The 25,867-nt window shown below is 61.0% G+C and carries 23 protein-coding genes; 8 read left to right on the forward strand and 15 right to left on the reverse strand.

Annotated elements, in window-relative coordinates; genetic code table 11:
* Window positions 1–65: 65 nt before the first annotated feature.
* From rplT to infC, 3 genes are read right to left on the reverse strand one after another with little or no spacing between them, the layout of a single operon-like run.
* Window positions 66–419 carry a 50S ribosomal protein L20 gene (rplT, locus tag NQ490_RS05040; RefSeq protein ID WP_007047801.1) on the reverse strand — a complete coding sequence of 118 codons (354 nt, stop codon included), beginning with the start codon at window positions 417–419 and terminating at the stop codon, window positions 66–68.
* Window positions 420–477: 58 nt separating this feature from the next.
* The gene (gene rpmI / locus NQ490_RS05045; RefSeq protein WP_007047802.1) at window positions 478–684 is read right to left on the reverse strand and encodes a 50S ribosomal protein L35; all 207 of its coding nucleotides are present in this window, start codon (window positions 682–684) and stop codon (window positions 478–480) included.
* A 27-nt stretch (window positions 685–711) separates the two neighbouring features.
* The gene (gene infC / locus NQ490_RS05050) at window positions 712–1,242 is read right to left on the reverse strand and encodes a translation initiation factor IF-3 (RefSeq protein ID WP_084759147.1); all 531 of its coding nucleotides are present in this window, start codon (window positions 1,240–1,242) and stop codon (window positions 712–714) included.
* 329 nt (window positions 1,243–1,571) lie between these two features.
* Here infC and NQ490_RS05055 point away from each other — a divergent pair, with 329 nt between their 5' ends.
* From NQ490_RS05055 to argS, 4 genes are read left to right on the forward strand one after another with little or no spacing between them, the layout of a single operon-like run.
* Window positions 1,572–2,684 carry a D-alanine--D-alanine ligase family protein gene (locus NQ490_RS05055; protein ID WP_007047806.1) on the forward strand — a complete coding sequence of 371 codons (1,113 nt, stop codon included), beginning with the start codon at window positions 1,572–1,574 and terminating at the stop codon, window positions 2,682–2,684.
* The gene (murI, locus tag NQ490_RS05060) at window positions 2,684–3,499 is read left to right on the forward strand and encodes a glutamate racemase (RefSeq protein WP_007047807.1); all 816 of its coding nucleotides are present in this window, start codon (window positions 2,684–2,686) and stop codon (window positions 3,497–3,499) included. Before NQ490_RS05055 ends, murI begins: the two co-directional genes overlap by 1 nt.
* Window positions 3,500–3,514: 15 nt before the next feature.
* Entirely contained in the window at window positions 3,515–3,967 is a 453-nt protein-coding gene (locus NQ490_RS05065) for a DUF1934 domain-containing protein (RefSeq protein WP_007047808.1), read from the forward strand.
* A 26-nt stretch (window positions 3,968–3,993) separates the two neighbouring features.
* Window positions 3,994–5,751, forward strand: coding sequence for an arginine--tRNA ligase (gene argS, locus NQ490_RS05070; protein WP_007047809.1), 1,758 nt, complete (start codon window positions 3,994–3,996; stop codon window positions 5,749–5,751).
* Between the two features lie 1,309 nt (window positions 5,752–7,060).
* Here the strand turns inward: argS and NQ490_RS05075 are convergent.
* From NQ490_RS05075 to cuyB, 6 genes are all read right to left on the reverse strand, one after another.
* The gene (locus NQ490_RS05075) at window positions 7,061–7,534 is read right to left on the reverse strand and encodes a GNAT family N-acetyltransferase (protein ID WP_007047814.1); all 474 of its coding nucleotides are present in this window, start codon (window positions 7,532–7,534) and stop codon (window positions 7,061–7,063) included.
* 165 nt (window positions 7,535–7,699) lie between these two features.
* Window positions 7,700–7,933, reverse strand: coding sequence for a hypothetical protein (locus NQ490_RS05080; protein ID WP_007047816.1), 234 nt, complete (start codon window positions 7,931–7,933; stop codon window positions 7,700–7,702).
* A gap of 57 nt (window positions 7,934–7,990) precedes the next feature.
* Window positions 7,991–8,785 (reverse strand): TatD family hydrolase, encoded by a 795-nt coding sequence (locus NQ490_RS05085; RefSeq protein WP_007047817.1) that lies wholly within the window; start codon window positions 8,783–8,785, stop codon window positions 7,991–7,993.
* A gap of 3 nt (window positions 8,786–8,788) precedes the next feature.
* On the reverse strand, window positions 8,789–9,733 hold the full coding sequence (locus NQ490_RS05090) for a DMT family transporter (RefSeq protein WP_007047818.1): 945 nt from the start codon (window positions 9,731–9,733) through the stop codon (window positions 8,789–8,791).
* Between the two features lie 19 nt (window positions 9,734–9,752).
* The gene (gene metG, locus NQ490_RS05095; protein WP_040917855.1) at window positions 9,753–11,765 is read right to left on the reverse strand and encodes a methionine--tRNA ligase; all 2,013 of its coding nucleotides are present in this window, start codon (window positions 11,763–11,765) and stop codon (window positions 9,753–9,755) included.
* 31 nt (window positions 11,766–11,796) lie between these two features.
* Window positions 11,797–12,489, reverse strand: coding sequence for a cysteate racemase (cuyB, locus tag NQ490_RS05100; RefSeq protein WP_007047820.1), 693 nt, complete (start codon window positions 12,487–12,489; stop codon window positions 11,797–11,799).
* Between the two features lie 242 nt (window positions 12,490–12,731).
* On the opposite strand from cuyB, the gene NQ490_RS05105 reads away from it, so the two are divergent.
* On the forward strand, window positions 12,732–14,273 hold the full coding sequence (locus NQ490_RS05105) for a glycosyltransferase family protein (protein ID WP_007047822.1): 1,542 nt from the start codon (window positions 12,732–12,734) through the stop codon (window positions 14,271–14,273).
* A gap of 105 nt (window positions 14,274–14,378) precedes the next feature.
* On the opposite strand, the gene rny is transcribed toward NQ490_RS05105, so the two are convergent.
* The 4 genes from rny to NQ490_RS05125 all read right to left on the reverse strand — a co-directional run bounded on the left by rny (window position 14,379) and on the right by NQ490_RS05125 (window position 20,789).
* Window positions 14,379–15,932: a ribonuclease Y gene (rny, locus tag NQ490_RS05110; protein ID WP_007047823.1), complete on the reverse strand. Its 1,554-nt coding sequence runs from the start codon at window positions 15,930–15,932 to the stop codon at window positions 14,379–14,381.
* A gap of 325 nt (window positions 15,933–16,257) precedes the next feature.
* Window positions 16,258–18,069, reverse strand: coding sequence for an ABC transporter ATP-binding protein (locus NQ490_RS05115; RefSeq protein WP_259951652.1), 1,812 nt, complete (start codon window positions 18,067–18,069; stop codon window positions 16,258–16,260).
* Between the two features lies 1 nt (window position 18,070).
* Complete coding sequence (locus tag NQ490_RS05120; RefSeq protein ID WP_007047827.1) at window positions 18,071–20,290, reverse strand: ABC transporter ATP-binding protein; 2,220 nt, start codon at window positions 20,288–20,290, stop codon at window positions 18,071–18,073.
* Window positions 20,274–20,789 (reverse strand): MarR family winged helix-turn-helix transcriptional regulator, encoded by a 516-nt coding sequence (locus NQ490_RS05125; RefSeq protein WP_242654995.1) that lies wholly within the window; start codon window positions 20,787–20,789, stop codon window positions 20,274–20,276. The genes NQ490_RS05120 and NQ490_RS05125 overlap by 17 nt, the downstream gene beginning before the upstream one ends.
* Window positions 20,790–21,219: 430 nt before the next feature.
* On the opposite strand from NQ490_RS05125, the gene NQ490_RS05130 reads away from it, so the two are divergent.
* The 3 genes from NQ490_RS05130 to NQ490_RS05140 are packed head-to-tail and all read left to right on the forward strand — an operon-like array spanning window position 21,220 to window position 23,073.
* Window positions 21,220–21,651 (forward strand): Lrp/AsnC family transcriptional regulator, encoded by a 432-nt coding sequence (locus NQ490_RS05130; RefSeq protein WP_007047830.1) that lies wholly within the window; start codon window positions 21,220–21,222, stop codon window positions 21,649–21,651.
* Between the two features lie 15 nt (window positions 21,652–21,666).
* Window positions 21,667–22,065 carry a zinc ribbon domain-containing protein gene (locus tag NQ490_RS05135; protein WP_007047831.1) on the forward strand — a complete coding sequence of 133 codons (399 nt, stop codon included), beginning with the start codon at window positions 21,667–21,669 and terminating at the stop codon, window positions 22,063–22,065.
* A gap of 18 nt (window positions 22,066–22,083) precedes the next feature.
* Window positions 22,084–23,073, forward strand: coding sequence for a glycosyltransferase family 2 protein (locus NQ490_RS05140; RefSeq protein ID WP_007047832.1), 990 nt, complete (start codon window positions 22,084–22,086; stop codon window positions 23,071–23,073).
* 41 nt (window positions 23,074–23,114) lie between these two features.
* Here NQ490_RS05140 and NQ490_RS05145 read toward each other — a convergent pair whose 3' ends face one another.
* Window positions 23,115–23,780, reverse strand: a complete 666-nt coding sequence (locus NQ490_RS05145; protein WP_007047833.1) for a hypothetical protein — start codon at window positions 23,778–23,780, stop codon at window positions 23,115–23,117.
* Window positions 23,777–25,867 carry a hypothetical protein gene (locus NQ490_RS05150; protein ID WP_007047834.1) on the reverse strand — a complete coding sequence of 697 codons (2,091 nt, stop codon included), beginning with the start codon at window positions 25,865–25,867 and terminating at the stop codon, window positions 23,777–23,779. The genes NQ490_RS05145 and NQ490_RS05150 overlap by 4 nt, the downstream gene beginning before the upstream one ends.

A 25,867-nucleotide genomic window follows, 5' to 3' on the forward strand; every position in this document is an offset into this window, starting at 1 on the left:
CGATTTTCTCCTTTATGCAAGAAAGACGCATGCGCCTGCGCGCGTGCGTCTCTTGTGTGTTGCTATTACAGAGCCTTCTTGGCGGTCTCGACCAGCGCGTTGAAGCTGGCGGCGTCATGGATGGCCATCTCGGACAGCATCTTGCGGTTCAGCTCGATGCCGGCCTTCTTCAGGCCGTTCATGAAGGTGGAGTAGTTCATGCCCTGGGCACGCACCGCGTTGTTGATGCGGGTGATCCACAGGTTGCGGAACTGACGCTTCTTCAGCTTGCGGCCGACGAAGGCGTAGTTGCCGGATTTCATGACGGCCTGCTTGGCCATGCGGAAGTGCTTGGACTTGGAGCCGTAGTAGCCCTTCGCCAGTTTGAGAGTCTTGGCACGACGCTTGTGCGTCATGGTAGCGCCTTTAATACGAGCCATGTTTATATCTCCTTTATACTCTGGTAGTTATCTGACCTTGTGTTTCCCCTTGCGGAAATCAGCCGCCGTAGGGCATCATCTTGCGGACGGTAGCCTCGTTGGTCTTGTCGACGTACTTGGGCATACGCAGGCCGCGGGTGAGCTTGGTGGTCTTCTTGGTCAGGATATGGCGGCGCTTGGACGCGTTGCGCTTGATCTTGCCGGAAGCAGTCATCTTGAAGCGCTTCTTGGCGCCGGACAGGGTCTTGAGCTTCATTTTAGCCATTGTTGTTTCCTCCTGAAGAGTTCGTTTTTACTTGTTGGGTACGGGGGACATGAACATCATCATGCTGCGGCCCTCCAGTTTGGGCTGCTTGTCGATGACGGCCTTGCCCGCCAACGCCTCGGCAAACCGCTTGTGGACGTCCAGACCCAGGCTGGTGTGCGCCATTTCACGGCCGCGGAACCGAATGCTGACCTTGAGCTTGTGACCCTGCTGCAAAAATTTGGCGGCCTGGTTCACCTTGGTGTTGAAGTCGTTGACGTCGATGTTCAAAGAAAGACGGATCTCCTTGACTTCCACCACTTTCTGGTTCTTCTTGGCTTCCTTTTCCTTCTTCTGCATCTCGAACCGGTACTTGCCGTAGTCCAGGATCTTGCACACCGGCGGCTTGGCCTGCGGTGCCACCTTGACCAGGTCGAGGTCTTTGTCGATGGCCATGCGCAGGGCGTCGCGGGGGCTCATAATCCCCATCTGCGCGCCGTCCGCCCCGATCAGGCGGATTTCTTTGTCGCGGATCTGCTCATTGATTTCCAGTTCCTTGGAATTGCTGTTGCTGGCGATTGGAACACACCTCCCACAAGTGTATGATAGAAAAGATAAAAGCGGCTACCAAAAAAGCAGCCGCCGAACATACGAAAGCGCGCACCTGAAGTGCGTTTCTCTGGTATGACCCGGGATTGTACATCCGCAAGGTGAGCCGACGGCATACTGCCGGTTGCTGCTTTTTTTACAGGCATTACTATACCACAGCCGCCGGGGGATGTCAAGGGTTTTGCGGGAATCCCACAGAAATTCGCAAATTCATATAGCCAACCGGGTCCGAATATGGTATGATAGTAAGCTGAAGACTTGTAGTGTGTACAAAAATACAGCAAGAGGAGTCTTTTTGCATGAGTGAAAACAAAAAACTGCGCGTAGCGCTGTTTTTCGGCGGGGTCTCCAGCGAGCACGAGGTCAGCTGCGTTTCGGCGTCGGCCTGGCTGCGCGCCCTGAATGAGGCGCCCTGTGCCGGACGATATGAGGTCTTTCCCGTCGGCATCACCAAAACCGGCCGCTGGCTGGCCTGCCATCCCACCCCGGAAGCCATGGCGGACGGCAGCTGGGAGCAGGGCGCCGACTGCGTCCCCTGCATCCTGAGTCCCGACCGCGGCGACCACGGCGTCTGGCTGCTGCGTGACGGCCAGGCCGAGCTGGTGCCCATCGACATCTGCGCTCCCGTAATGCACGGCAAGAACGGCGAGGACGGCACCATCCAGGGTCTGTTCGAGATGGCCCGCATCCCTTACGTGGGCTGCGGCGTGCTGGCCAGTGCGGTCTGCATGGACAAAGCCCTGGCCAACACCGTGATGGACGCCGCCGGGGTTCCCCACTGCCGCTGGACCAGCGCCATCCGCGCCGAGGTGGAACAGGACCGGGCCGCCGTGCTGGACCGGGCTGAAGCTGCGCTGGGCTATCCCATCTTCGTCAAGCCCGCCAACGCCGGTTCCAGCGTGGGCATCTCCAAGGCCGCCGACCGGGCCGCACTGGACGCCGCCCTGGATGTGGCCCTGCGGGAGGACGACAAGGTCGTGCTGGAGGAATTCATCGACGGCCAGGAAGTGGAGTGTGCCGCCATCGGCAACCCCGACGATCCCGCAAACATCACCACCACCCGTCCCGGCGAGATCCTGGCCGGTGCGGAATTCTACACCTACGACGACAAGTACAAAAACGGCGTTTCCCAGACCGTCATTCCCGCCCATCTGAGTGAGGAAAAGCTGGACGAAGTAAAGGCTGAGGCCCGCAAGGCCTATCTGGCGCTGGGCTGTGCCGGGCTGTCCCGCTGCGACTTCTTTGTGGAGCGGGGCACCGGCCGGGTGCTCTGCAACGAGCTGAACACCCTGCCCGGCTTCACGGCGATCAGCATGTACCCGAAGTTGATGGAGCACGAAGGAGTGAACTTCCCGCAGCTGGTGGACCGGCTGCTGCAGCTGGCGGTCCGCCGCCGTAAGGGGGCTTACTGATGGACAAAAGACCCATCGGTGTATTTGACAGCGGCCTGGGCGGCCTGACCGCCGTGCGGCAGCTGCGCCGGGTACTGCCCGGCGAGGACATCGTCTACTTCGGCGACACCGGCCGGGTGCCCTACGGTTCCCGCGCCCGGGACACCATTGTACAGTACGCCCGGCAGGACATCCGTTTTCTGCTGAGTCAGGATGTGAAGTTCATCATCGCCGCCTGCGGCACGGTGTCCTCCACCTTCCCGCCGGAGGAAGCCGCCCGGCTGCCGGTGCCCTACACCGGCGTGGTGGGCGCCGCCTCCCGGGCCGCGGTGGCCGCCACCCGCAACCGCAAGATCGGCATCATCGGCACCGCCGCCACCATCCGCAGCGGCTCCTACGCCGCCGTCATCCGGGACATGATGCCCGACGTCCAGATCACCGCCAAGGCCTGCCCGCTGTTTGTGCCCCTGGTGGAAAACGGCTATGTGCAGGACGGCAACCCCGTGACCCAACTGGTCATCTCGGATTATCTGGAATCGGTGCGGGCCGCCGGTATTGACACCCTGATCCTGGGCTGCACCCACTATCCCCTGCTGAAAAAGATGATCGGGGATTATGTGGGGGAATCGGTCACCCTGATCGATTCCGGCAAGGTCACCGCCCAGGCCGCCGCCGCCGCGCTGGCCGACCTGGACCTGCTCAACGGCCGCAGCGAGGGCGGCACCGCGCGGTACTATGTCAGCGACACCCCCGACAATTTTGCCGAGCAGGAAATGCTGTTTCTGGGCGAGTACGCCGGCGGTCCCGTCCAGCGCATCGCCATTGAATCCTATTGAGGAATCGAAAATTTTATGGAAGAAAAGTATCTCATCACCATCAAAGGCACGATGGAGCAGGACGGCAAAAGCGATACCGTCGAGCTGATGACCCGCGGATCCCTCGTGCACAAGGACGGCGCCTACTATATTATCTATAAGGAAACCGAGGCCACCGGCTACGAGGGCTGCACCACCACCGTCAAGGTGGCCGAGGACGCCCGCAAGGTTTCCATGCTGCGGTTCGGCAAGGTGCCCAGCCAGCTCATCATCGAGAAGGGCACCCGCCATCTCTGCCATTACGAGACCGGCTACGGCGCCATCAGCCTGGGCGTGGCGGCCGACATCATCGAGCACGAACTCAGCGAGGAGGGCGGCAAGCTGAAATTCAGCTACACCCTGGATTCCGGGGCGGAGAATTTCATCAGCCGCAATCTGGTGGACATCACGGTGGATGTCCTGCCGCCCCAGCCTGACCAACCCGAATAACCAAATCCAACCGGAGGTTTTATATCATGGACTATCAGAACTACAACCCCCGCCTGGCGGCCCTGACCGAGGCGCGGACCCTGCTGACCGACGCAGCCAAGGCGGCCATGGCCGAGGGCACGCTGCCCCAGGCGGACCTGCCGGACTTTATCGTGGAAATTCCCGCCGATGTGAAAAACGGCGACGTGGCCTCCAACCTGGCCATGGCCGGTGCCCGGGTGTTCCACAAGGCCCCCCGCCAGATCGCCGAAGCCATCACCGCCAAACTGGACCTGAACGGCACCCTGTTTGCCGGGGTGGACATCGCCGGGCCCGGTTTCATCAACCTGTTCCTGGGCCAGGACTGGTTCACCAGCGTGCTGCGCGCCGCCTGTGCCAACCCCGAATACGGCCGCACCGACGCCGGCGCCGGCAAGCGCTACAACGTGGAATTTGTCTCGGCCAACCCCACCGGTCCCATGCACATGGGCAACGCCCGGGGCGGCGCCCTGGGCGACTGTCTGGCCGCCTGCCTGGACTGGGCGGGTTATGACGTGACCCGCGAGTTCTACATCAACGACGCGGGCAACCAGATCGAGAAGTTCGGCAAAAGCCTGGCCATCCGCTACCTGCAGCTCTACAAGGGCGAGGAAGCCTGCCCGCTGCCCGCCGAGTGCTACCAGGGCGCCGACATCATCCAGCGCGCCAAGGAGTTTGCCGAGGTCCACGGGGACGCCTATGTCAACGCCGACTTCGAGGAGCTGAAGAAGGCCATCGTGGCCGACGCCCTGCCCAAGAACATTGCCGGGCTGCAGCGGGACCTGGGCAAGTACCGCATCCAGTACGACGTCTGGTTCCACGAGAGTGACCTGCACAAGAGCGGTGCGGTCCAGGCCGTGGTGGACAAGCTGCTGGAGACCGGTGCCTGCTACAAGGCCGAGGACGGTGCCATCATGTACCGCAGCGCCCAGTACGCCGCCAAGTACGGCGTGGCCAACAAGCGCAAGACCGAGGACGGCAGCGAGGAGGAGGCCAAGGACGAGGTGCTGGTGCGCGCCAACGGCATCCCCACCTACTTTGCCGCCGACATTGCCTACCATTATAATAAGCTGGCGGTGCGCGGCTTCGACAAGGCCATCGACGTCTGGGGCGCCGACCACCACGGCCATGTGGCCCGCATGAAGGGCGCCATGGATGCCATCGGCCTCCACGGCGAGCAGCTGGATGTGGTGCTCATGCAGATGGTCAACCTGATGCGGGACGGCAAACCCGTGCGGATGAGCAAGCGCACCGGCAAGGCCATCACCCTCACCGATCTGCTGGACGAGGTGCCCATCGATTCCGCCCGGTTCTTCTTCAACCAGCGGGAGAGTTCCTCCACCCTGGACTTTGACCTGGATCTGGCCGTGCGCAACGACAGCGAAAACCCTGTCTACTACGTCCAGTACGCCCACGCCCGCATCTGCTCGCTGCTGAAAAAGCTGGAGGAGCAGGGCGTCGCCTTCCAGGGTGTGGACAGCATCGATGCCAGCGTCCTCACCGATCCCTCCGAACAGGCGCTAATCCGTCTGCTGGCCGCCTTCCCGGCCGAGATTGTCGCCGCGGCGGACAAGTATGACCCCGCCCGCATCACCCGCTACTGCATCGATGTGGCCACGGCCTTCCACCGCTTCTACAATGCCTGCCGCATTCTGGACGCCGAGGGCGCCGTGCAGCAGAACCGCATCGCCCTGAGCCTGGCGGTGCGCGGCGTGATCCACAACATCCTGACCATGTTCAAGGTCAACGCCCCCGAATCCATGTAAAACCACCAAAAAAGCCGCCGTTCCGAATGGAACGGCGGCTTGTCTTTACACGACCCCAACGTATCCATTGTACCATGCCGTGATAGACTTTTCAATCCGTAATATGTACAAATAATTCCTTGTAAGGTTGTGGATTCTGCGAATGGACGATATTCCTGGGCTGTGCTATAGTATAGTCACAGAAAGAAAACAGCCGGAGATAAGGAGCTAAGAACTCCAAGAGAAGCCACTTTCCAAAGGAACCTCATCAAAGACCGATCGTGAACAGATCGACATCTTAAAGCAGATTTTCTAAAGTTCTTGAAAATCAGGTTAAGATAAGATCCAGTTGGAAAGATCAAACTTCTTCTACAAAAGCTGGTTTGAAAATCCTCTTCTGAAAGATCCTTTTACAAAGAGCGATGGCTTTTCTAAAAGTAAGTAAGAAGAAAGACCTTTCAAACAAAGGTTTTTGAAAAGCAAGAATCTGATCTTGAAAACAAAATCTTATAAAACTTGAAACAAGAGAATGAAACGGAAACACTTTAAGGACTCCGATCCAGCAGCACGAGGGCAGCCGAGGAACCGGAAAGATGATGTAAAGGCCGCCGGCAGGATTCGCAAGGAAGGAGGCTCAGATCCAATGGCAAACTTTAAAGATCCCATTCATCACCGGCGGGCCTGGGCCTGCTGACGCGAAAGAACCACATCAAAAGCCGCAGGTCGTAACCTGTAAAAGAATTATACCAAACGATGGTTGGTTCATAACAAAATGTGTTAGCAGACTCAGGGTCCCGTCAAAGAAAGACCCCTAGCATAAAATATAGATTAGGATGAAAGAAGGCTGGTAGATGATGAAAGCCACCACCCCGCCGAACAGGATATACCTGAATTTCACCTGATCCATAAGGAGACACTCCAATGTACTAGAGTTAAGAGGATTCTTCCTCAGCATCAGACCCCTACCCCAGGAACGATCTAAGTAACCGCAAGTTTCTTACTCCGTTCCACAAATGCTCTTCAGCAAATAACGAACCAGAGGGTAAGTCCAATGTACTACGGTTAGCAAAGATCCTGAAAGGGCAAGTAAAATTCGCTAAAAGATAGGATGAGGTACTCATGACGATGAGTAAACAGTCCGAAAAATAACGAACAAGGGTTATGAGGCTATGACTCCAAAGAAGTAAGATCGCCGGGGCTGTACAGAAATGTACGGCCCCGGCTTTTTGGATCTTTCCCCTTCCCGGCAAACCCGCCGGGCTTTTCACAGCCAAAACCGGGCACCCGTCTTTCCCGACGGACGCCCGGTTTTTGTATGTCTTTTCTCTGCTCACAGCATGCAGCGCATGGTACGGCGGGCTTCCACAAAGTCGTGGGCCTCGTACAACTCGATGGCGTTGGTGTTCTGGGCCAGCACCCCCAGCTCCAGGTATTCCAACCGGCGGTCCCGGGCCCAGCGCTTGGCCGCCCCCAGCAGGGAACTGCCGATGCCCTGGCACCGATGGTCCCGCAGCACCACCAGGTCATACAAGCTGGCATACCGGTGGGGCAGCACACAGCTAAACTCCGGCGTCCAGCCCGCGTACACCACCAGGGCCAGCCCTACCACGGTCCCCTCCTGCTCTGCAAGCAGAAAATCCGCGTCGGTGGATTCGATGAACTTCAGGATCGGCTCCTCCTCCCGCGGGGCGGCACAGAAGAAGTCCGGCTGCAGATCCACCATCTCCTCATCCAGCACACGATACAAAGCCAGGATGGACGGCAGATCCGCCGCCACGGCGGGACGGATCACAGTTTTTGGCATGGCACAAGCCCCCTTTTGTGGAAAATTTGCAATGGAAAAAGACAGCACACGGCCGCCGGCCCCGCCGCCCCCTGCGGGAACGGCCGGTCCTTCAGCGCCGCATCGCTGTCTTCTGGTTTTGGCGGCGCTGTTGGCAGACCGCACTGCGTGGAAATATCCTGCTTTTTACTTGATCTCCTGGATCGTGTAGGTGAAGCCGTACTCCTCCTGCAGCTTCTTCACCGCAGGCTCGCAGTCCTCAATGAAGGTGGGGGCGTAGACGCTCTGGCCGTTGTGGGCCTTCTTGTACTCCTCCACGATCTCGTTGAGCTTCACCCAGCCCTCGTCTGCCTTGGCCTGGTCCATATCCTTGGGGAAATCGATGATGAATTCGCGATGTTTGGGAATCCGTGCTTTCATGTTGGTTCACTCCTGGTTGTTTTATAATAATATACAAATCGTATATTATTTGTTATTTTATACGATGTTGAAACACCGGCGGGCATTTTCCGCCGTGCGGTCCAGCACCGCCTGGGCATCCATCTGCCAGATGGTGCCGATGTATTCCGCCACGTGGGCGATGTTGCGGCTGTCGTTGCGACGGCCGCGCACCGGTTCGGGGGCCATGTAGGGGCAGTCGGTCTCCAGCACCGCCCACTGGGGGTCGATGGCCGCCAGCACCTTGGCGGCCCGCTTGGCCCCCTTGTAGGTCACCGCGCCGCCGAACCCCAGGTACATCCCCTGCCCGCTGATCCAGGCTGCGTCCTCGGCACTTCCGCTGTAGCAGTGCAGCACGCCGCGGGGTTTGTACCGGCGCAGCAGCTCGTACATCTCGGCGTGGGCTTCCCGGTCGTGCACCGACACGGGCAGATCCAGTTCCGCCGCCAGCTGCAGCTGGGCCTCAAACAGTTCGTACTGTTCCTGGCGGGGCACCGGCCAGTGATGGTCCAGGCCGATCTCCCCCACCGCCACCACGGCCTTGTCCTCAAAGAGGGGCCGCAGGGCTTCCAGTTCCGCCCGCCAGTCGCCGTGATAGACCGCAACGGTGGGGGCGTCCTCCTCGATGAGACTCTCGGGGTGGATGCCCACTGCCGCGTGGAAATAGGGCAACTGATGAGCCAGTTCTACCGCCCGGGGCGCATCCCCCGAATGGGTGGCACATTCCAGCACCCCAGCCACGCCGCCAGCAGGCAGCGCGGCCAGCAGTTCGGCGCGGTCGGCGTCAAACTGGTGGGAACAGTAATGGGCATGGGTATCGAAAATATTCTGCATGGTTCACTCCGTTCGGGACCGCGGGGCGCGGTTGACAAGGAAGATGCCGCCGCACACCAGCACCAGTGCCGCCAGATAATTCCACTGGAAAAGGGGTTCCCCGTTGAGCAGCGCCGACAGCAGCACGTTCATCACCGGGATGATGAGGCCGAAGACGCTGATGCGGGAGACGGGGTTGTTTTTCATGAGCAGTGCCCACAGCACATACCCGGCGCCGGAAATGAACGCCAGGAAGAGCAGCACCGGAATACCGGCGGCACTCTGGGGGTGCAGGCTGCCGCCCAGGGCAATTCCCAGGACGGTCAGCGCCAGGCCCCCCACGCCGAGGTTCAGGCAGCAGACCGAAAAGCTGTCGGCCTTGCGGGTGACAGCCTTGTTCCAGGGCCCCGCCACCGTGAAGATGCAGGACGCAATGAGCATGTAGGCCATGCCCCACCCGCTGCCGCCGCCGTGGTTGCCCAGGGTGACCACCAGCACGCCGCCGAAGCCCAGCACACAGCCCAGTGCCTTGGCCGGGGTCATGCGGTCGGCTTTTCCGTAGAGGAAATGGGCCAGAATCACGCCGAGAAAACTCTGGGTGCTGTTGAGGATGCCGCCCAGGGCGCCGGTGAGCAGCGCCACCGCCGAGTAGTAGAAGAAATACTGGGCGGCCGTCTGCCAGAGGCCCAGGGCGCAGCATTCCGCCAGCACCCGGCCCCGGGGCATAGGCAGCGGTTTACGGTTCAGCACCGCGCCGCACACCCAGACCAACAAGGCGCTGAGCATGAAGCGGACGCCCGCAAAACAGAGGATGGACGGGGTATCGGCTGCATCGATGGCAAAGAGCCGGTAGCCCATCTTGATGAAGGGAAAGGCCGCGCCCCACAGCACATTGCAAAGGATGGCCATGGCCACCGCGGCCGCCGGGTGGCCGAAAAAGTCATCCAGCCGGGAGGGTTTGGTCTGCAAGGTTGTCCCCCTTGCCCGATCAGTGGATGCGGGCGCCCGCGGGGACGTTGTCGGGATAGAAGGCGATGGCGCAGCCGCCGTCCACGTCGGTATCGGCGGCGACGATCATGCCCTCGCTGACATACTTGCCCTTCATCATGGGACGGGGGGCCAGGTTGGCCACAATGCCCACCTTCTTGCCGATGAGGTCTTCCGGCGCAAACCACTTGGCGATGCCGGAGAGGATGCAGCGCTCCCGCTCGCCGTCAAAGACGGTGAGGTGCAGCAGCTTCTTGCTCTCCTTCATCCGCTCGCAGGCGCGGATCTCGGCGACGCGCATCTCCACCTTGCAGAAGGTATCGAAGTCGATCTCCTCCTCATGGTCACCGATGAGCTCGGCGCTGGCCGCCGGGGTCTCGGTCTTTTCGGGCTCCGCCGGGGCCTGGGCTGCCTGGGCAGCGGCCTTCTGGGCAGCCTCCAGGGCTTCCAGCTCGGCCAGCTCCTTGGCAGTGTCGATGCGGGGGAAGATGTTCTCGCCCTTGTGCAGGGTGGCGGTGACGGGCAGCGTGCCGAAGGCGGCGGCGCTGTCCCAGGTCTTGCCCTCGTCGGCCACGTTCAGCTGGCCGAAGATCTTCACGCAGGTGTCGGGCATAAACGGCTGCAGCAGCACCGTGCAGATGCGCAGCGTCTCGGCCAGGTTGTAGAGCACCCGGGCCAGACGGGGCTTGGTCTCCTCGTTCTTGGCCAGCACCCAGGGGGCGGTGGCGTCGATATACTTGTTGGCCGCATCGATGACGTCGAACACATCGGCCAGGGCGTTCTGGAAAGCATAGGCTTCCATATCGGCCTCATAGCGGGCGCGCAGACCCTTGGCCTTTTCCAGCAGGGCGTCGTCCTCGGGGCCGGCGGCCTGGTTCTCCGGCAGGGTGCCGCCGAAGTACTTGTCCGCCATGGCCGTGGTGCGGGACAGCAGGTTGCCCAGGTCGTTGGCCAGGTCCATGTTGATGCGGTTGATCAGCAGCTCATTGGAGAAGTTGCCGTCCGAGCCGAAGGGGAAGTCCCGCAGCAGGAAGTACCGCAGGGCGTCGGCGCTGTAGCGCTCGGCCAGCAGGTAGGGGTCCACCACGTTGCCCTTGGACTTGGACATCTTGCCGCCATCCAGCAGCAGCCAGCCGTGGCCGTAGACGTGCTTGGGCAGAGGCATCTCCATGCTCATAAGCATAGCGGGCCAGATGATGGAGTGGAACCGGACGATCTCCTTGCCGATGAAGTGGACGTCGGCGGGCCAGAAAGTCTCGTAATCGCTGTCGGGATACTTGTCGTTCATGAAGCCCAGCGCCGTGGTGTAGTTGAACAGCGCGTCGATCCAGACGTAGACCACATGCTTGGGATCAAAGTCCACGGGGATGCCCCACTTGAAGCTGGTGCGGGAGACGCACAGGTCGTCCAGGCCCGGGTCGATGAAGTTGTGCACCATCTCATTGACGCGGGAACGGGGCAGCAGGAAGTCGGTGTTGACCAGCAGGTCCCGCACCCGGTCGGCGTACTTGGACAGACGGAAGAAGTAGGCTTCCTCCTCGGCGTCCACCACCGGACGGCCGCAATCGGGGCAGCAGCCGTTGACGAGCTGGCTCTCGGTCCAGAAGCTCTCGCAGGGGGTGCAGTACTTGCCCTTGTAGGTGCCCTTGTAGATGTCGCCCTTGTCGTACATCTTCTTGAAAATCTTCTGGATGGCACCCACATGGTAGTCGTCGGTGGTGCGGATGAACCGGTCGTAGCTGATGTTCATCAGCTTCCACAGGTCCTTGACGCCCTTGGGGCCTTCCACGATGTTGTCCACAAACTGCTGGGGGGTGACGCCGGCCTCCTTGGCCTTGAGTTCGATCTTCTGGCCGTGTTCGTCGGTGCCGGTCAGGAACATGACGTTGTACCCCTGCAGCCGCTTGTAGCGGGCCATGGCGTCGGTGGCGACGGTGCAGTAGGTGTGGCCGATGTGCAGCTTGTCGCTGGGATAATAGATCGGCGTGGTGATGTAGAATTTTTTCTGTTCCATGTGCGATTCCTTCCTCATTCCATAGTCTGTATCAGAATCCGACGGGCGTCACGCCGCAGGCCAGCAAAGCATGGCGGCAGAGGACCTCGGTACTGTCGATGAAAAAGTTGTCCAGGTGTTCGTCCCGCTTGACGAGACTCAGTTCGGTGCAGCCCAGCACCGCCCTGTCGCAGCCCTGGGATTTCAGGTCCGCCACCGCGGCGGCAAACTTGACCATATTGGCGCGGCGGCCCTGCTTGATGTCGTCGTAGATCACCGAGGTGATGCCCTTCTGGTGTTCCGGCGAGGGCTGGGCCCACCCGATGCCCGCCCGCTGGCAGGCCAGCTGGTAGGTTTCGGCGGCCAGGGTGCCGTCGGTGGCCAGGATGCCCAGCTTGGTGCAGCCGGACGCCTTGGCGTCCTCCACCGTGAGGCGGGGCATGTTCAGCACCGGCACCGGCAGGGCTTCGGCCAGGCGGTCATAAAAATAATGGGCGGTGTTGCAGGGAATGGCCAGCACGGTGGCACCGTAGTTCACCAGACTGAAGCCATCCTGCTCCATGACGGCGAAGGGGTCTTCCTTGCTTTTGCCCAGAATGAACGCCGTGCGGTCCGGCGTGGACGCGCGCGACGAGATGACGATATCGATATGGTCCTGGTCACAGGTGGCCGGGGTATGGTCAATAAGCATCTGGTACAGATAGCAGCTGGCGGCAGGCCCCAGCCCGCCCAGAATGCCCAGCACAGGCTTGCGCGGCAGATCCTTTTGCGGCGTGGCGCACCCCTCCTTTATACACTAAGATATTGTATATTATAAGCCGCCGGGCGGGAATATGCAAGCCAAAATCGGTGATGTTCCCGTCTGGCCGGCCATCCTTCGGTTTTCAGCCGGAAAGCCTTGCTTGCGGCCATCCCCTTTTTTTGCTACAATGGGGAAAAGTCCGCCTTTCATCCAGGACATCCACACCCGGGGAGAATACACATCCAATGAAACTTTCTATTCTGCGCCAGAAAGCGGAGCCCTTCTGCAGCCGCCTGTTCAACGGGCTGTGCCTGCTGCTGTTTGCCTTTTTGTTCTGCAGCAGCCTGACTTCCTCCTGGCTCAATCATGAAGTGGACGACGAATTTGTCTACTACCAAAAAGATTCCCTGTTCGGCAACCTGCTTTTGCTGATTCTGACCCTGGCAGGGCTGACGCTGCTGGCCCATCTGCTCCAAAAGCTGGTTTGCCGCCCTCGTATGAATTTACTGGCGCTGGGTGCCTCCGCACTGGCAATCGGCATCAGTCTCTACTGGGTACAGTCTTCGGGGACCTACCCGCGCGCAGATCAGGAATTCATCTGGGAACAGGCACAGCTGTTCAATGCCGGGGATTTCAGCGGCCTGCAACCCGGCGGTTACGTGGCAATTTATCAACAGCAGCTGGGCATCATCACCGTGCTGCGCATCCTGGATTGGATTGCCCCCTTTTTCCACACCCAGGGCTGGTATCTCTTCCAACTGTTTTCCGCCCTGACCACCGGGGTGCTGGTCTACGCCGGGTTCCGCATCGTGGCGCTGCTCACCCACGACCAGCGCACCGCCGGACTGCTCTATCTGCTCCTCGCGCTGGTCTGTGCCCCCATGTATCTGTACACTTCCTTTGTCTACGGCGAGTCCAGCTCCACCGCCTTTTCCATGCTGGCGGCCTGGATGTTCCTGGAATACCGTAAGACGCCACGGGTTTCCTGCCTGATCGGTTTATATTTTTCCACAGCTCTGGCACTGCTGCTGCGCACCAACACGATCATCGTATTCATTGCCTTTGCTATCGTGGTGGTGATCCAGCTTTTGCGGAAGGCAACACGGCACCAGGCGGTGATCGGACTGGCTCTTCTGCTGGCGATGCTCACCCCCACCGCGTTGACACAGACCCTCTACGGTGACAAAATTCCCGAAGAGAGCAAGACCATGCCCGCCATACTTTTTATTGCAATGGGAACCAATGACGATGTCCCCAATGCCGGGTGGTACAACAGTTACAGTTATCTGCTTTACCAGGACTGCGACTATGATCCCCAGTCCGCTTATCCGGAGGCCCGTGGGTATCTTGTGAGTTTTTGGGCACGATGCCGGGAAGATCCCGCTTATGCCGTGGATTTTTACAACCGCAAGATTTCCTCCCAGTGGAATGCCCCCATGTACCAGTGCATCTTCATGAACAGCCGGGTGGAGGGCCCCCAGACCGCCCTGGTGCAGGATCTGTACCAGGGTGAGGGCAACCGGCGGCTGACCGATTTCATGAATTTCTACCAGTCGCTGATCTACGGCGGCGTGCTGGTCTTCACGATTTTTGCCCTGAAAAGGCGCGTTTCTCTGGAACAGGATCTGCTCCTCATCGCCGTGTTCGGCGGCTTCCTCTTCTCGGTGCTGTGGGAAGCCAAGGCCCGGTATGTCTTCCCCTACTTTCTGCTGATGATCCCCTGTGCCGCTGTGGGCATCAGCGCCCTGATCACCGGGTTCCGCCGTCGTTTTATCAGAACCGCCTGATTTCATCTGCAAGTCATGACCCCCGGCCTGGCCGGGGGTTTTTATTTCGCTAAAGCATACAAAAAAAGGCCGCCCCAGAGGGGCGGCCTTCCTGTTTGTTTTTGTTTATTTGGCGTACTCGGTGGCGCGGCTCTCGCGGATGACGCTGACCTTGATCTGGCCGGGATAATCCAGCTCGCTCTCGATCTTCTTGGCCACGTTGCGGGCCAGCAGGACCACCTGATCGTCGCTGACCTTGTCCGGCTGGACCAGAATGCGCACCTCGCGGCCGGCCTGGACAGCGTAGGAACTCTCCACACCCTCGAAACCGTTGCAGAGGGCTTCCAGCGTCTCCAGACGCTTGATATAGCTCTCCATGTTCTCGCGGCGGGCACCGGGACGGGCAGCCGAGATGGCGTCGGCGGCCATGATGATGAACGCCAGGGTGGTCTTGGGCTCCACGTCGCCGTGGTGAGCCTCCACCGCATGGACGATCTGAGGATTCTCGCGGTACTTCTTGCAGATGTCCACACCGATCTGGACATGGCTGCCCTCGATCTCGTGGTCCAGGGCCTTGCCGATGTCATGGAGCAGACCGGCGCGGCGGGCCATCTGGACGTTGACGCCCAGTTCGCCGGCCATCAGACCAGCCAGCCAAGCCACCTCGATGGAGTGATTCAGCACGTTCTGACCAAAGCTGGTGCGGTACTTGAGCCGGCCGATGAGCTTGACCAGGTCGGGATGCAGGCTGTGGATGCCCAGATCCATGACCGCCTTCTCGCCTTCCCGCTTCATCTGGATCTCCAGTTCGCGGCGGCACTTGTCCACCGTCTCCTCGATGCGGGCGGGATGGATACGGCCGTCAGCGATGAGCCGCTCCAGGGCCATGCGGGCCACCTCGCGGCGGGTCTGGTCAAAGCTGGACAGGGTGATGGCTTCCGGCGTGTCGTCGATGATGAGGTCGCAGCCGGTGGCCGTCTCCAGCGCACGGATATTGCGGCCCTCACGGCCGATGATACGGCCCTTCATCTCATCACTGGGCAGCGGCACCACGCTGACGGTGGCTTCGCTGGTGGCGTCCGCCGCACAACGGGCAATGGCCTGGCCCACCAGGTCGCGGGCGATCTGGTCGCACTCGTCCTTCATGTTGGCCTGGTAAGCGCTGATCTTCATGGCCTTCTCGTGGGTGAGCTCGTCGTCCACCTGCTTGAGCAGCACGGCGCGGGCATCCTCCTTGGTCATCCCGGCGATGGTCTCCAGCTTTTCGGTCTGGCGCAGCTTGAGCTGTTCCAGCTCATCCAGCCGGGCCTCCACCGTCTCGCTGCGGCGCTTGAGTTCCTCTTCCTTGCGCTCCAGGGCGGAGGTGCGTTTGTCCAGCGCCTCCTCCTTCTGGTCCATGCGGCGTTCCTGGCGGGACACTTCCGCACGGCGGTCCTTGATCTCCTTGTCGGCCTCGCTCTTCAGCTTGAAGGCCTCATCCTTCGCTTCGATGATGGTTTCCTTGCGCTTCTGTTCGGCAGCTTTGATGGCATCGTTCACGATGCGCTTGGCCTCTTCCTCGGCGGAACCGAGTTTGGCCTCTGCGGTGCGCTTGCGGTTTTCCCCGCCAAGGTAAAAACAAAGCGCCCCGACAATGGCTGCGACGACAAGGACCAGCACCACAACAACAATGGGTGGCATAGTCGGTTTCACTCCTTATCAATCGTAGGAGGGCGCAGCACGGCGGGACGCTTTTTCCTTATGCAGTTTTTTCTATGGCAATGCGCAGCCCATCCCGATCAAAATGGGCAAAAATGCACACACTTCGACCGCGAGAGCGCGAAACGAACGAAAAAAAGCCAAAAACAGGCGTTGCACATTGGTGAAAAGCGGTGTTCCCGGCGGGCGACACCCTATGAAGTTCCCCGCAAAATCGGTGCGGCCGAACTTCCTTATTTCCTGTATTTCATTCTATCTTCATTTCAGATAAATGTCAAGAAATTGTTACAAAAAGGCCGGGTGCTTTTCACGCTGTCACGTCCTCAAACTGGCTGTTGTACAGGTCGGCGTAGAAGCCGCCCGCCTCCATCAGCTGGTCGTGGTTGCCCTGTTCCACAATGTCGCCGTCCCGCATGACGAGGATCAGATCGGCGTTGCGGATGGTGGACAGCCGATGGGCGATGATGAAGCTGGTACGGCCCTGCATCAGGTGGTCCATAGCCGCCTGGATGCGCTGCTCGGTGCGGGTATCCACGCTGCTGGTGGCTTCGTCCAGCACCAGGATGCGGTTGTCCGCCAGAATCGCCCGGGCGATGGTCAGCAGCTGTTTCTGGCCCTGGCTCACGTTGGAGGCGTCCTCGTTCAGTTCCATCTGGTAGCCGCCGGGCAGCGTGCGGATGAAGTGGTCGGCGCCCGCCGCCTTGGCCGCAGCGATGACCTCCTCGTCGGTGGCGTCGAGGCGCCCGTAGCGGATGTTCTCCATGATGGTGCCCTGGAACAGCCAGGTATCCTGCAGCACCATGCCGAAGCCTTCCCGCAGGGCACTGCGGTCAAAGTCCCGGACGTTGTGGCCGTTCAGCGTGATGGAACCGCCGTCCACATCGTAGAACCGCATGAGCAGCTTGACCATTGTGGTCTTGCCGGCGCCGGTGGGGCCGACGATGGCCACCTTCTGGCCGGGCTGCACCGTACAGCTGAAGTCGCGGATGACTGTCTTGTCGGGGGTATAGCCGAATTTCACATGGTCGAAGGTGACCTGGCCGTCGATGGTGGCCGGATCGGCGCGGCGGGCCGGATCGGCGGTCTGGTCCTCCTCCTCTTCGGCCAGGAACTCAAAGACGCGCTCGGCGGCGGCCGCCATGCTCTGGAGCATGTTGGACACCTGGGACAGCTGCTGGATGGGCTGGGTAAAGTTTTTCACATACTGGATGAAGGCCTGGATGTCGCCGATGGTGATGATGCCGCCGGCGGCAAAGATGCTGCCCACGATGGCCACCGCCACATAGCCCAGGTTGCCCACAAAGTTCATGATGGGCATCATGAGGCCGGAGAGGAACTGGCTCTTCCAGGCGGAGGCATAGAGCTGGTCGTTAGCGGCGTTGAAGTCGTCCAGAACGGCCTGTTCCCGGTTGAACGCCTTGATGACATTGTGGCCGGAGTAGACCTCCTCCACCTGGCCGTTGACGACGCCCAGGGTGGCCTGCTGGGCCTTGAAGAAGCGCTGGCTGAAATGGACCACAACCATGACCAGCACCAGGGACACCGGCAGGATCAGCAGGGCGATGAGGGTCATCCGGGCACTGATGGAGAGCATCATGATCAGCACGCCGATCATCGTGGTGACGCTGGTGATCAGCTGGGTGATGCTCTGGTTCAGGCTCTGACCCAGGGTATCCACATCGTTGGTGATGCGGGAGAGCACCTCGCCCACCGTGCGCTTTTCAAAGTAGGCCAGGGGCAGGCGGTTGATCTTTTCGCTGATCTGGCGGCGGAAATCGTAGCAGACTTTCTGGGAAAGGCCGCTCATGAGCCAGCTCTGGATAAAACTGAAGGCCGAGGAGAGCAGGTACATACCCAGCAGGATCAGCAGAATGCGGCCGATATAGCCGAAATCGATGCCGCCGGTGCCCCGCAGTTTGGCCACCCAGCCGGTGGCCAGGGCGGTGGTGGCTTTGGCCAGCACCTTGGGTCCCGCGATATTGAAGATGGTAGAGAGGATGGCAAACACCACGACCACGGCCATGGAAATTTTATAGCGGTTCAGAGCGCGCAGCAGCTGACGCAGCGTGCCCTTGAAGTCCTTGGCGCGTTCGGTGGTCATCCGTCCGGGTCTTGGCATATCAATCATCCTCCTTCGGTAAGCCCAGTTCTTTCTGGCTCAGCTGGCTGCGGGCGATCTCCCGGTATTCGGGGCAGCTTTCCAGCAGCTGGGCGTGGGTGCCGATGCCCACCACTTTGCCCTCGTCCAGAACGAGGATCTGGTTGGCGTGCAGCACCGTGGAGATACGCTGGGCCACAATGAGCACGGTGGCGTTGTCGGTCTGTGCCTTGAGGGCACGGCGCAGAGCCACGTCGGTCTTGTAGTCCAGGGCCGAGAAGCTGTCGTCAAAGAGATAGATGCGGGGGTGCTTGGCGATGGCCCGGGCGATGGAAAGCCGCTGCTTCTGGCCGCCCGACACATTGCTGCCGCCCTGGGCGATGGGGCTCCGGAAGCCCTCGGGCTTGGCTTCGATGAAGTCGGTGGCCTGGGCGATGGCGGCAGCCTGCTGCACGTCGCCGTCGGTGATCCGGGGGCCGCCAAATTTCAGGTTGGATTCGATGGTGCCGCTGAACAGCACGCCCTTCTGGGGCACATAGCCCAGCAGGTCATGAAGGGTCTGCTGGGGCAGATCCCGCACGTCCACCCCGTCGATGGTCACCCGGCCCCCCGTTACATCGTAGAACCGGGGGATCAGGTTCAGCAGGGTGGATTTGCCGCAGCCCGTCGAACCGATGATGGCGGTGGTCTCGCCGGGGCGGGCGGTGAAACTGATGTGCTCCAGGGCGTCATCATCGGCGCCGGGATAGCGGAAACTCACATCCTCAAACTGCACCACGCCGTCCCAATGGGTGCGGGATGCCGCCTTTTCGGCCACTTCCGGCGTGGGGTCATGGATGGTGGCCGGGGTGCGCAGCACCTCGTCGATGCGGTCGGCCGCCACTCCGGCACGGGGCAGCAGCACCGCCACCATGGCCAGCATCAGGAAGGACATGACGATCTGCATGGTATAGGTGATGAAGGCGATCATCTCGCCCACCTGCATGGTACCCAGATCCATAGCCTTGCCGCCAAACCAGACAATGAGCAGGCTGGTGCCGTTCATGATCAGCGTCATGAAGGGCATCATGCCGGCCATGGTACGGTTGGTGAAGAGCTGGGTCTGCATGAGGTTCCTGTTGGCCTTGTCGAACCGCTGCTCCTCAAACTTTTCCCGGCTGAAAGCGCGCACCGGCATGATGCCGGTGAGGATCTCCCGGCTGACCAGGTTCAGCCGGTCCACCAGGGTCTGCATGAGTTTGAACTTGGGCATGGCGATCTTCATCAGCACGCCGATGAGGATCAGCAGCGCCGCCACCGCCAGGAAGGTGATCCAGGTAAGCCCCGTATCGCTGCGGGCCACATGGACGATGCCGCCGATGCCCAGAATGGGCGCGTAGGCCACCATCCGCAGCAGGATGACGCAGACGAACTGCACCTGCTGGATATCGTTGGTGGTGCGGGTGATCAGCGACGCCGTGGAGAACTGCTCGATCTCCGCATGGGAGAAATGGATGACGGCGGAGAAGGTGTCCCGCCGCAGGTCACGGCCGATGGCCGCCGACACCCGGGAGGCCACAAAGCCCACCGCGATGGCGACCACCACCATAAGCAGGGTCAGGGCCAGCATCTGACCGCCCACCCGCCAGAGGTAGGCCATCTGTACATCGTGGGCGATGCCCTGGGCCTCATATTCCAGGCTTACCAGCAGCATGGCCTGGCTGGACAGGCTTTCCGCCACCGAATCGTCCACCGAAGCCATTGCCCCGGCCAGCTGCTGCTGGACCGCCTCCCGGCTGAAGCCCGGTGCCTGGGCCATCATGGCAAACTCAGTGGCCACGGCATCCAGATCGGTCCAGGCCGGCGTGGCGGTGCCCTCCGTCCCCTGGACTGTGGCCGCGTGCTGGGCAGCCGCCATATACAGCACGATATCCGGCGTGGTGAAGGCGTTCTCCAGTTCCGGCAGAGCCGCCGTGGCGTCATGAGCCAGGGTACGCACGCCGTTTTCGTCGGGTTCCGAGTACCACTGCTCGGCCAGCCCGGCATCCTGCTCACTCATGAGCAGTTCCAGCGCCTGGAGCGTGGTGTCCCGCACCGTGTGGGGCACCGTGCTCTCGATGCCGCCCTGCTGAATGCCTACGTCCACGATCTTGCTGGTGTAGTCGGGCAGGGACAGGTCACAGTAGGCCTGCACCGCCAGCAGGGCAAACACCAATAAACAGGCCGCCCAGTGACGGCCCAGCTGTTTAAAGATCTTTCCCATCGTCAGGGTCCTCCTTGGTCTTTGCGGCGCGCAGCGTCGCCGCAGTCTCCGCTTCCAGCGCGTCCACCAGCACATTGCGCATCTCCATCATGCGCTCCAGTTGGGCCGGTTCCAGCCGCGCCATCACGCGGGTAAAATAGGCGTTGAGCGCGGCCTCGCAGTCCCGCAGGGCCTGCTGCCCCGCCGGGGTGATCCGCACCAGCGTCTTGCGGCGGTCCTCCGGGTCGGTACGGCGCTCGGCCATGCCGTCCTGTTCCAGCAGCCGCAGCGCCCGCGATACCGCCGGCAGCGGCTTGCCCGCCGCCCGGGCCAGCTCACTGACCCCTATGACGCCGTCGATGCCGTAGGTGCAGATGGCGTAGTGCAGCCGCTCCAGCATGCCGAACCGGCACTTGGGGGTATCGGCCAGCGCCGCGCGCACGCCCCGGGCCGAGGCTTCCCGCAGACGGCCGATGTAGTGGATCAGCCCCTGCAGTTCAAAACCGGGTGTTTCTGCCACAGTGTTCCCCTCCCTCATTTACTTAACACAAGATAACTATTAACAAGCGATAATAATAGACCCTCCTGCCGTTCTTGGCAAGAGGGCCGGTGCAAAGTTCTCGAAAAATTCACAAATCGGCTCCCACAAACACAAAAGCCCGCAGTTGCCTGCGGGCTTTCGTGCATAGAGGGGTGGGAAAGTATATAAAGGTCAGAGAATGTCGTGATTGATAACAATTATTATTATAGCTTTTATTCTTAATTTGTCAAACGCCGCACTTGTATTTTCTTTTTCAAAATATTATAATGTTTGCAGAAATGCTTAATTAAATTTAGTTTGTGCCGAAAAAAGCGTACTTTTTCCTTTTTGTCAAACCGCACAACGGCACTTTTCTTCATTTTATTTTTTTGTGCGCATTATACAAATATGAAAACGAGGTTTCCGATTCATGGATGATCTGGATCATAAAATTTTGCAGCTTCTCGCAGAAAATGCACGTATGCCCGTCAAAGACATTGCCCAGCGGGTCAGCCTGACCAGTCCGGCGGTCTCCAGCCGTATCCACCGCCTGGAACAGGAGGGCATCATCGGCGGCTACACCGTGGTGCTCCGCCATCCCGGCGCGCCCGCTCGGGTGGAGGCACTGATTTCGGTGCTGGTGGACGCCGCCACCCGTGCGAGCTTCCTGGCCATGATCGAGCAGGAGCCCCAGGTGCTGCAGTGCTTCCGGGTGACGGGCAGCTACAACTTTATTGTAAAGGTCAGCTGCACCGACATCGACGCTCTGGAGCATCTTCTGACCAAGATGCAGAAGCTGGGTTCCACCAACACCCAGATCATTCTCAACACCCAGCTCGACCGCAACCTGGCGCTGGACTGAACGGAGGTTTTCCCCATGCGTTACTGTAAGAACTGCGGTCTGCTGGCGCCTTTTGACGCCGACCGCTGCCCCCAGTGCGGTGCGCCGCTGCCGCCCGAGGCCCCTTCCGCCCCGTCGTCGGCCCGCTATACCGGCGAAGCCCCCGCCGAACAGCCCCAGGAGGAAGTGGTGCCCGCCCTGTCGGAGTGGGCCACCCTGGGCACTCTGCTTCTGTTTGCCATTCCGGTGGCGGGGTTCATTCTCTCCCTGGCGTGGAGCTTCGGCTTTAACACCCACCCTGCCCGCAAACGCCTGGCCCAGGCATGGCTCATCCGCACCCTGGTGGTGGGCGTGGTCGTGGCGCTGGTCTGCATCGTGCTGGCGCTGACCTCGGTGGCCCGGCTGACGGTCACCCCCTACTACTACGCCTACTGACCCGGACAAGGAGACACCATGAAAGCATCGGTCATCATCCCCAACCTGAACGGCGCGGGCTGGCTGCGGGATTCCATCGAATCGGTCTGGGCCCAGACCGAGCAGGACTTTGAGCTCATCGTCATCGACAACGGTTCCACCGACGAAAGTCTCGAGATCGCCCGCAGCTACCGCGGCCACGACCGCTACACCCTCATCGAGAATGCCACCAACACCGGGTTTTCCCACGCGGTGAATCAGGGCATCGCCATTGCCAAGGGCGAGTACGTGGCCCTTTTCAACAACGACGCCTTCGCCGAGCCGGACTGGCTGGCGGAACTGCTGAAAACCGCCGACGCCGACCCGAAAATTTTTGCGGTGAGCAGCCTGATGCTGCGGTACTACGAGCCGGAACTGGCCGACGATGCCGGAGATTATGTGACGATCCTGGGCTTTGCCTGCAAGCGGGGCGACGGCCTGAAGGCCAGCCGCTACACGAAACCCTGCCGGGTGTTCAGTGCCTGCGGCGGCGCGGCCCTCTACCGCAAATCCATCCTGGACAAGATCGGCGTCTTTGACGAACTGTTCTTCGCCTACTACGAGGACGTGGACCTGTCCTGGCGGGCCAACAACTTCGGCTACAAAAACGTCTACTGCCCCACCGCCCGCTGCCGCCACATCTGCGGCGCCACCACCGGCGCCGTGCGGTACAACCCCTTCAAGAGCATCCAGAGCGGCCGCAACAGCATCCTGCTGCCCTACAAGAACCAGCCGCTGGTCATGCTGATCCTGAACTTTATCCCCATGCTGCTGGGGTATCTGCTCAAAGTGGTCATGTTCCGGCTGCGGGGCTTCGGCGGCGACTACGCCAAGGGCTTTGCCGAAGCCAAGGTAGCCCTGCCCAAAGTGAACAAACCAAAATTTTACTGGCGCAACCTGCCCAATTATATCTGGGTGGAATGCAGTTTGATCGTGGGCTTGTTCCAATACATTGTCTACCGTGTACAGCGGGCCCTGAAAATCACCTGAATAGAAAAAATCCACCCCGGCGGGGTGGATTTTTTTTGCGTTTATGCGGATTTGCGGCGCAGTGCCCGCCAGACCGCCCGCAGCCAGCTGAGGGCCGCGGCAGCCAGAGCCGGGTAGAGCACCAGGCAGAAGGCCTGATACCAGCTGGGCACAAAATACTGCCAGGCGGCGGGCAGGGTTTTGGGGGCGTTGAGGGAGATGGTCCCCGGGGTGAAGGTCAGCCCCACCGTCTTGTTGGCATCGGGACTGCAGGGGTCCAGCCGCAGCGCCACGATGGTAGTGCGGGGCAGCGTGTAGAGATACCGCCCGTCCCCCAGGGATTCCGGGAAGACCCGGCGGTCCTGGCTGTAGTCCTGCCCCACCTGGGTGGTGTAGTACAGGCACATCTCCCGGGCGTCCCCGTCGAATTCCACCGCGTAGCTCACGGTGCGCACCACCATGCCGGACACATCCTCCAGGATCATCTGGGGGTCGCCGTCGGTGGTGGTGAGGGCGGCGCTTTCCGCTGTGCTGCCGGCGTCGGTGAGCCCGGCCAGCTGCCAGTCGGTGACGGGAATTTCCGCCGCATACATGGTGCCGGCGCTGCGGGCCAGGGCGTCGCTACCCCAGTGCACCGCCCCCAGAACCAGCCAGAGAGCCGCCGCTGCCAGATAACAGGTCAGCGGCAGGGCGCCCCGGCGGGAGAACCAGCGTTGCAGTGTTTTCACGAGGCGGTCACCTCCATCTCCATGGGGGCAAAGCCGTCCTCGGTCACCCGGTAGAGCAGCGTCTGCCCTGAGAGCGCCTCTTCCAGACCGTCAGTAAAGAGATCCTGGTAGCTTTGCACAAAAATATCGTCAATTTTTTGTAGATACAGCACGGTGCAGCCATTGCCCCGCACGATGGAGTCCAGCTCCTCGGCGGTGAAGCCGTGGTAATAGAAGTTTTTGGGGCCTTCTTCTTCCGGTTTCAGTTCCGGCAGGCCCAGCTCGCCGCCGCCGCCCACCATGGTGGACACCACGCCGGAATAATCCACCAGCACGGGGTAAAAGTCAAACACCGCCGAGAACCAACGCTCGCCGTTGTCCCCCTGGCTGACGAAAAAGACCCGGTCGTCCTCGTTCAGATAACTGCACACCAGCTCCGCCTCGGCCCGGATGGCCCGCCGGTCGGAAAATTCGCTGTCCGCAAAGCCCAGCACGCTGAGCTGGGGCAGAACGACCTGGCCCTGGCGCAGCAGCATGGCCGCCGCCAGCAGCAGCACCGCCCCCTGCCCCGCCAATCCCCAGCGAGGATTGCGCAGTTCCGAGCGGAAGACCGCCGTGGGGCCGTCCTTTTCTTTTTGGATGGAGAGGGACTTTTCCAGCTGGGGCAGCAGCGCCGTGGCAAGGCACGCCACCGCGATGAGGAACCAGCCGATGTAATAGCTATAGATGTAACGGTTGTAGTCGTAGAGTCCTTCGGCCTGGAAGGGCTTGAAGATAAAGCCGTAGCTCAGAGCCAGCATCAGGTTGTAGCCCACAAAGCAGCCAGTGGACAGCATCGCCAAGGCAGCGATCCGCGCCCGGAGTTTCCAGCCTGCCGCCACCACAAAGGCCACGGCAAAGAGCAGCAGGATCAGCGCCACCACGTTGCGGCCCTGGCCGATCATGCTGAGTTTGCCGTCACTGGTCCAGAACTGGTGGCCCATATCGGCCATAGCCTGGAGGAACTGGGGCTGCCGCTCGGCAAAGAAACCCTCCACCGGCTGGCCCAGCAAAATTTTGACGCCGTTGACCACCACATCGGAGAGGGCGGCGGAGGTCTCGCCCACGCCGCCGGAATCGCTGTTGCGGGCCACCAGCCAGCCCACATACCGCACGTTCCACAGGTAGTAGACCGCCATGGGCGCAGCGAAGCAGGCCGCCGCAAAGCCGGTACGGCGGACAAGTCCCTTCTTAAAGGGGCTGTCGCAGAAGAACCAGACGTCCACGGCGATGAGGCCCGCCGCCGCCAGGCTCAGCACAAAGTCGTTGGCCTTGAGGTTGGCCGCCAGGGCCAACACCGGCAGCACCGCCCAGCGGGGACCGTCGGTCTGGCGCAGGGCCAGCCACAGGGCCACCGCCCCGCCGAAGACCAGCCCCGCCGGCACGTCGCCGTAGGAGGTCAGGTAGGTATCGGCCAGGTAGATGGTGTGGTTGTAGATGGTAAAGAAGAAAGGGGTGCACCACAGCACGGCGGCCAGCGGCACCGCCACCCGCCATTTGCCCCAGGGCAGCGCGCTGAGCACCGCCGCATAGCAGGCAAAATACAGCACGTCGTAGGCGAGATAGATTTTCCAGTCGGCGTAGGAGCCGAAGAACTGGAAGAAGTAGCTGAGCAGCGGCAGACCAGGGTTCTGGGTCACGGCCCAGGGGGTGCCCAGGGTGGCGGTGGAGTAGAGGCTGTTGTCCACCTTGGTGACCTTGACCGCGGTAGCCCAGAGATTGAGTTCGTCAAACCCGGTGGCCAGGGGCTGGCGGATAAAAAAGTATACCGCAAACACCAGCGCCATGCCCCAGAAGAGCACACTGCCGGGGGTAAAGAGGGCCTGCCAGTCAGGACGACTCCCCTTGCGTGGCCACAGTGCCCAGACGCCCCCCGCCGCACAGAGAGCATACACCGCCCAGGCTGCGGGCAAGAGCACCCCGGCCATGCCGGCCAGCGTAAATACCGCCACAATGGCGGAAAGGGCCGTCAGCGGGGCCATGCCGGCCGGCACCCGGGCCTTGAGCGTCAGCGCGGCGCAGGCCAGGAACAGGGCCAGCACCGCCGCCAGTACGCAGAGCAACTCCAT

This window comes from Subdoligranulum variabile (genome assembly GCF_025152575.1).
In the GTDB taxonomy this organism is placed as follows: domain Bacteria; phylum Bacillota; class Clostridia; order Oscillospirales; family Ruminococcaceae; genus Gemmiger; species Gemmiger variabilis.

What these genes read in the sequence shown, in the direction of transcription:
- murI (WP_007047807.1), top strand. Translation starts at nt 2,684, where the DNA reads ATGGACAAAAGACCCATCGGTGTATTTGACAGCGGCCTGGGCGGCCTG.
- metG (WP_040917855.1), bottom strand. Translation starts at nt 11,765, where the DNA reads ATGGAACAGAAAAAATTCTACATCACCACGCCGATCTATTATCCCAGC.
- NQ490_RS05085 (WP_007047817.1), bottom strand. Translation starts at nt 8,785, where the DNA reads ATGCAGAATATTTTCGATACCCATGCCCATTACTGTTCCCACCAGTTT.
- rpmI (WP_007047802.1), bottom strand. Translation starts at nt 684, where the DNA reads ATGGCTAAAATGAAGCTCAAGACCCTGTCCGGCGCCAAGAAGCGCTTC.
- rny (WP_007047823.1), bottom strand. Translation starts at nt 15,932, where the DNA reads ATGCCACCCATTGTTGTTGTGGTGCTGGTCCTTGTCGTCGCAGCCATT.
- NQ490_RS05105 (WP_007047822.1), top strand. Translation starts at nt 12,732, where the DNA reads ATGAAACTTTCTATTCTGCGCCAGAAAGCGGAGCCCTTCTGCAGCCGC.
- NQ490_RS05140 (WP_007047832.1), top strand. Translation starts at nt 22,084, where the DNA reads ATGAAAGCATCGGTCATCATCCCCAACCTGAACGGCGCGGGCTGGCTG.
- NQ490_RS05130 (WP_007047830.1), top strand. Translation starts at nt 21,220, where the DNA reads ATGGATGATCTGGATCATAAAATTTTGCAGCTTCTCGCAGAAAATGCA.
- NQ490_RS05135 (WP_007047831.1), top strand. Translation starts at nt 21,667, where the DNA reads ATGCGTTACTGTAAGAACTGCGGTCTGCTGGCGCCTTTTGACGCCGAC.
- NQ490_RS05055 (WP_007047806.1), top strand. Translation starts at nt 1,572, where the DNA reads ATGAGTGAAAACAAAAAACTGCGCGTAGCGCTGTTTTTCGGCGGGGTC.
- rplT (WP_007047801.1), bottom strand. Translation starts at nt 419, where the DNA reads ATGGCTCGTATTAAAGGCGCTACCATGACGCACAAGCGTCGTGCCAAG.
- NQ490_RS05115 (WP_259951652.1), bottom strand. Translation starts at nt 18,069, where the DNA reads ATGCCAAGACCCGGACGGATGACCACCGAACGCGCCAAGGACTTCAAG.
- argS (WP_007047809.1), top strand. Translation starts at nt 3,994, where the DNA reads ATGGACTATCAGAACTACAACCCCCGCCTGGCGGCCCTGACCGAGGCG.
- NQ490_RS05120 (WP_007047827.1), bottom strand. Translation starts at nt 20,290, where the DNA reads ATGGGAAAGATCTTTAAACAGCTGGGCCGTCACTGGGCGGCCTGTTTA.
- NQ490_RS05075 (WP_007047814.1), bottom strand. Translation starts at nt 7,534, where the DNA reads ATGCCAAAAACTGTGATCCGTCCCGCCGTGGCGGCGGATCTGCCGTCC.
- NQ490_RS05150 (WP_007047834.1), bottom strand. Translation starts at nt 25,867, where the DNA reads ATGGAGTTGCTCTGCGTACTGGCGGCGGTGCTGGCCCTGTTCCTGGCC.
- NQ490_RS05080 (WP_007047816.1), bottom strand. Translation starts at nt 7,933, where the DNA reads ATGAAAGCACGGATTCCCAAACATCGCGAATTCATCATCGATTTCCCC.
- NQ490_RS05065 (WP_007047808.1), top strand. Translation starts at nt 3,515, where the DNA reads ATGGAAGAAAAGTATCTCATCACCATCAAAGGCACGATGGAGCAGGAC.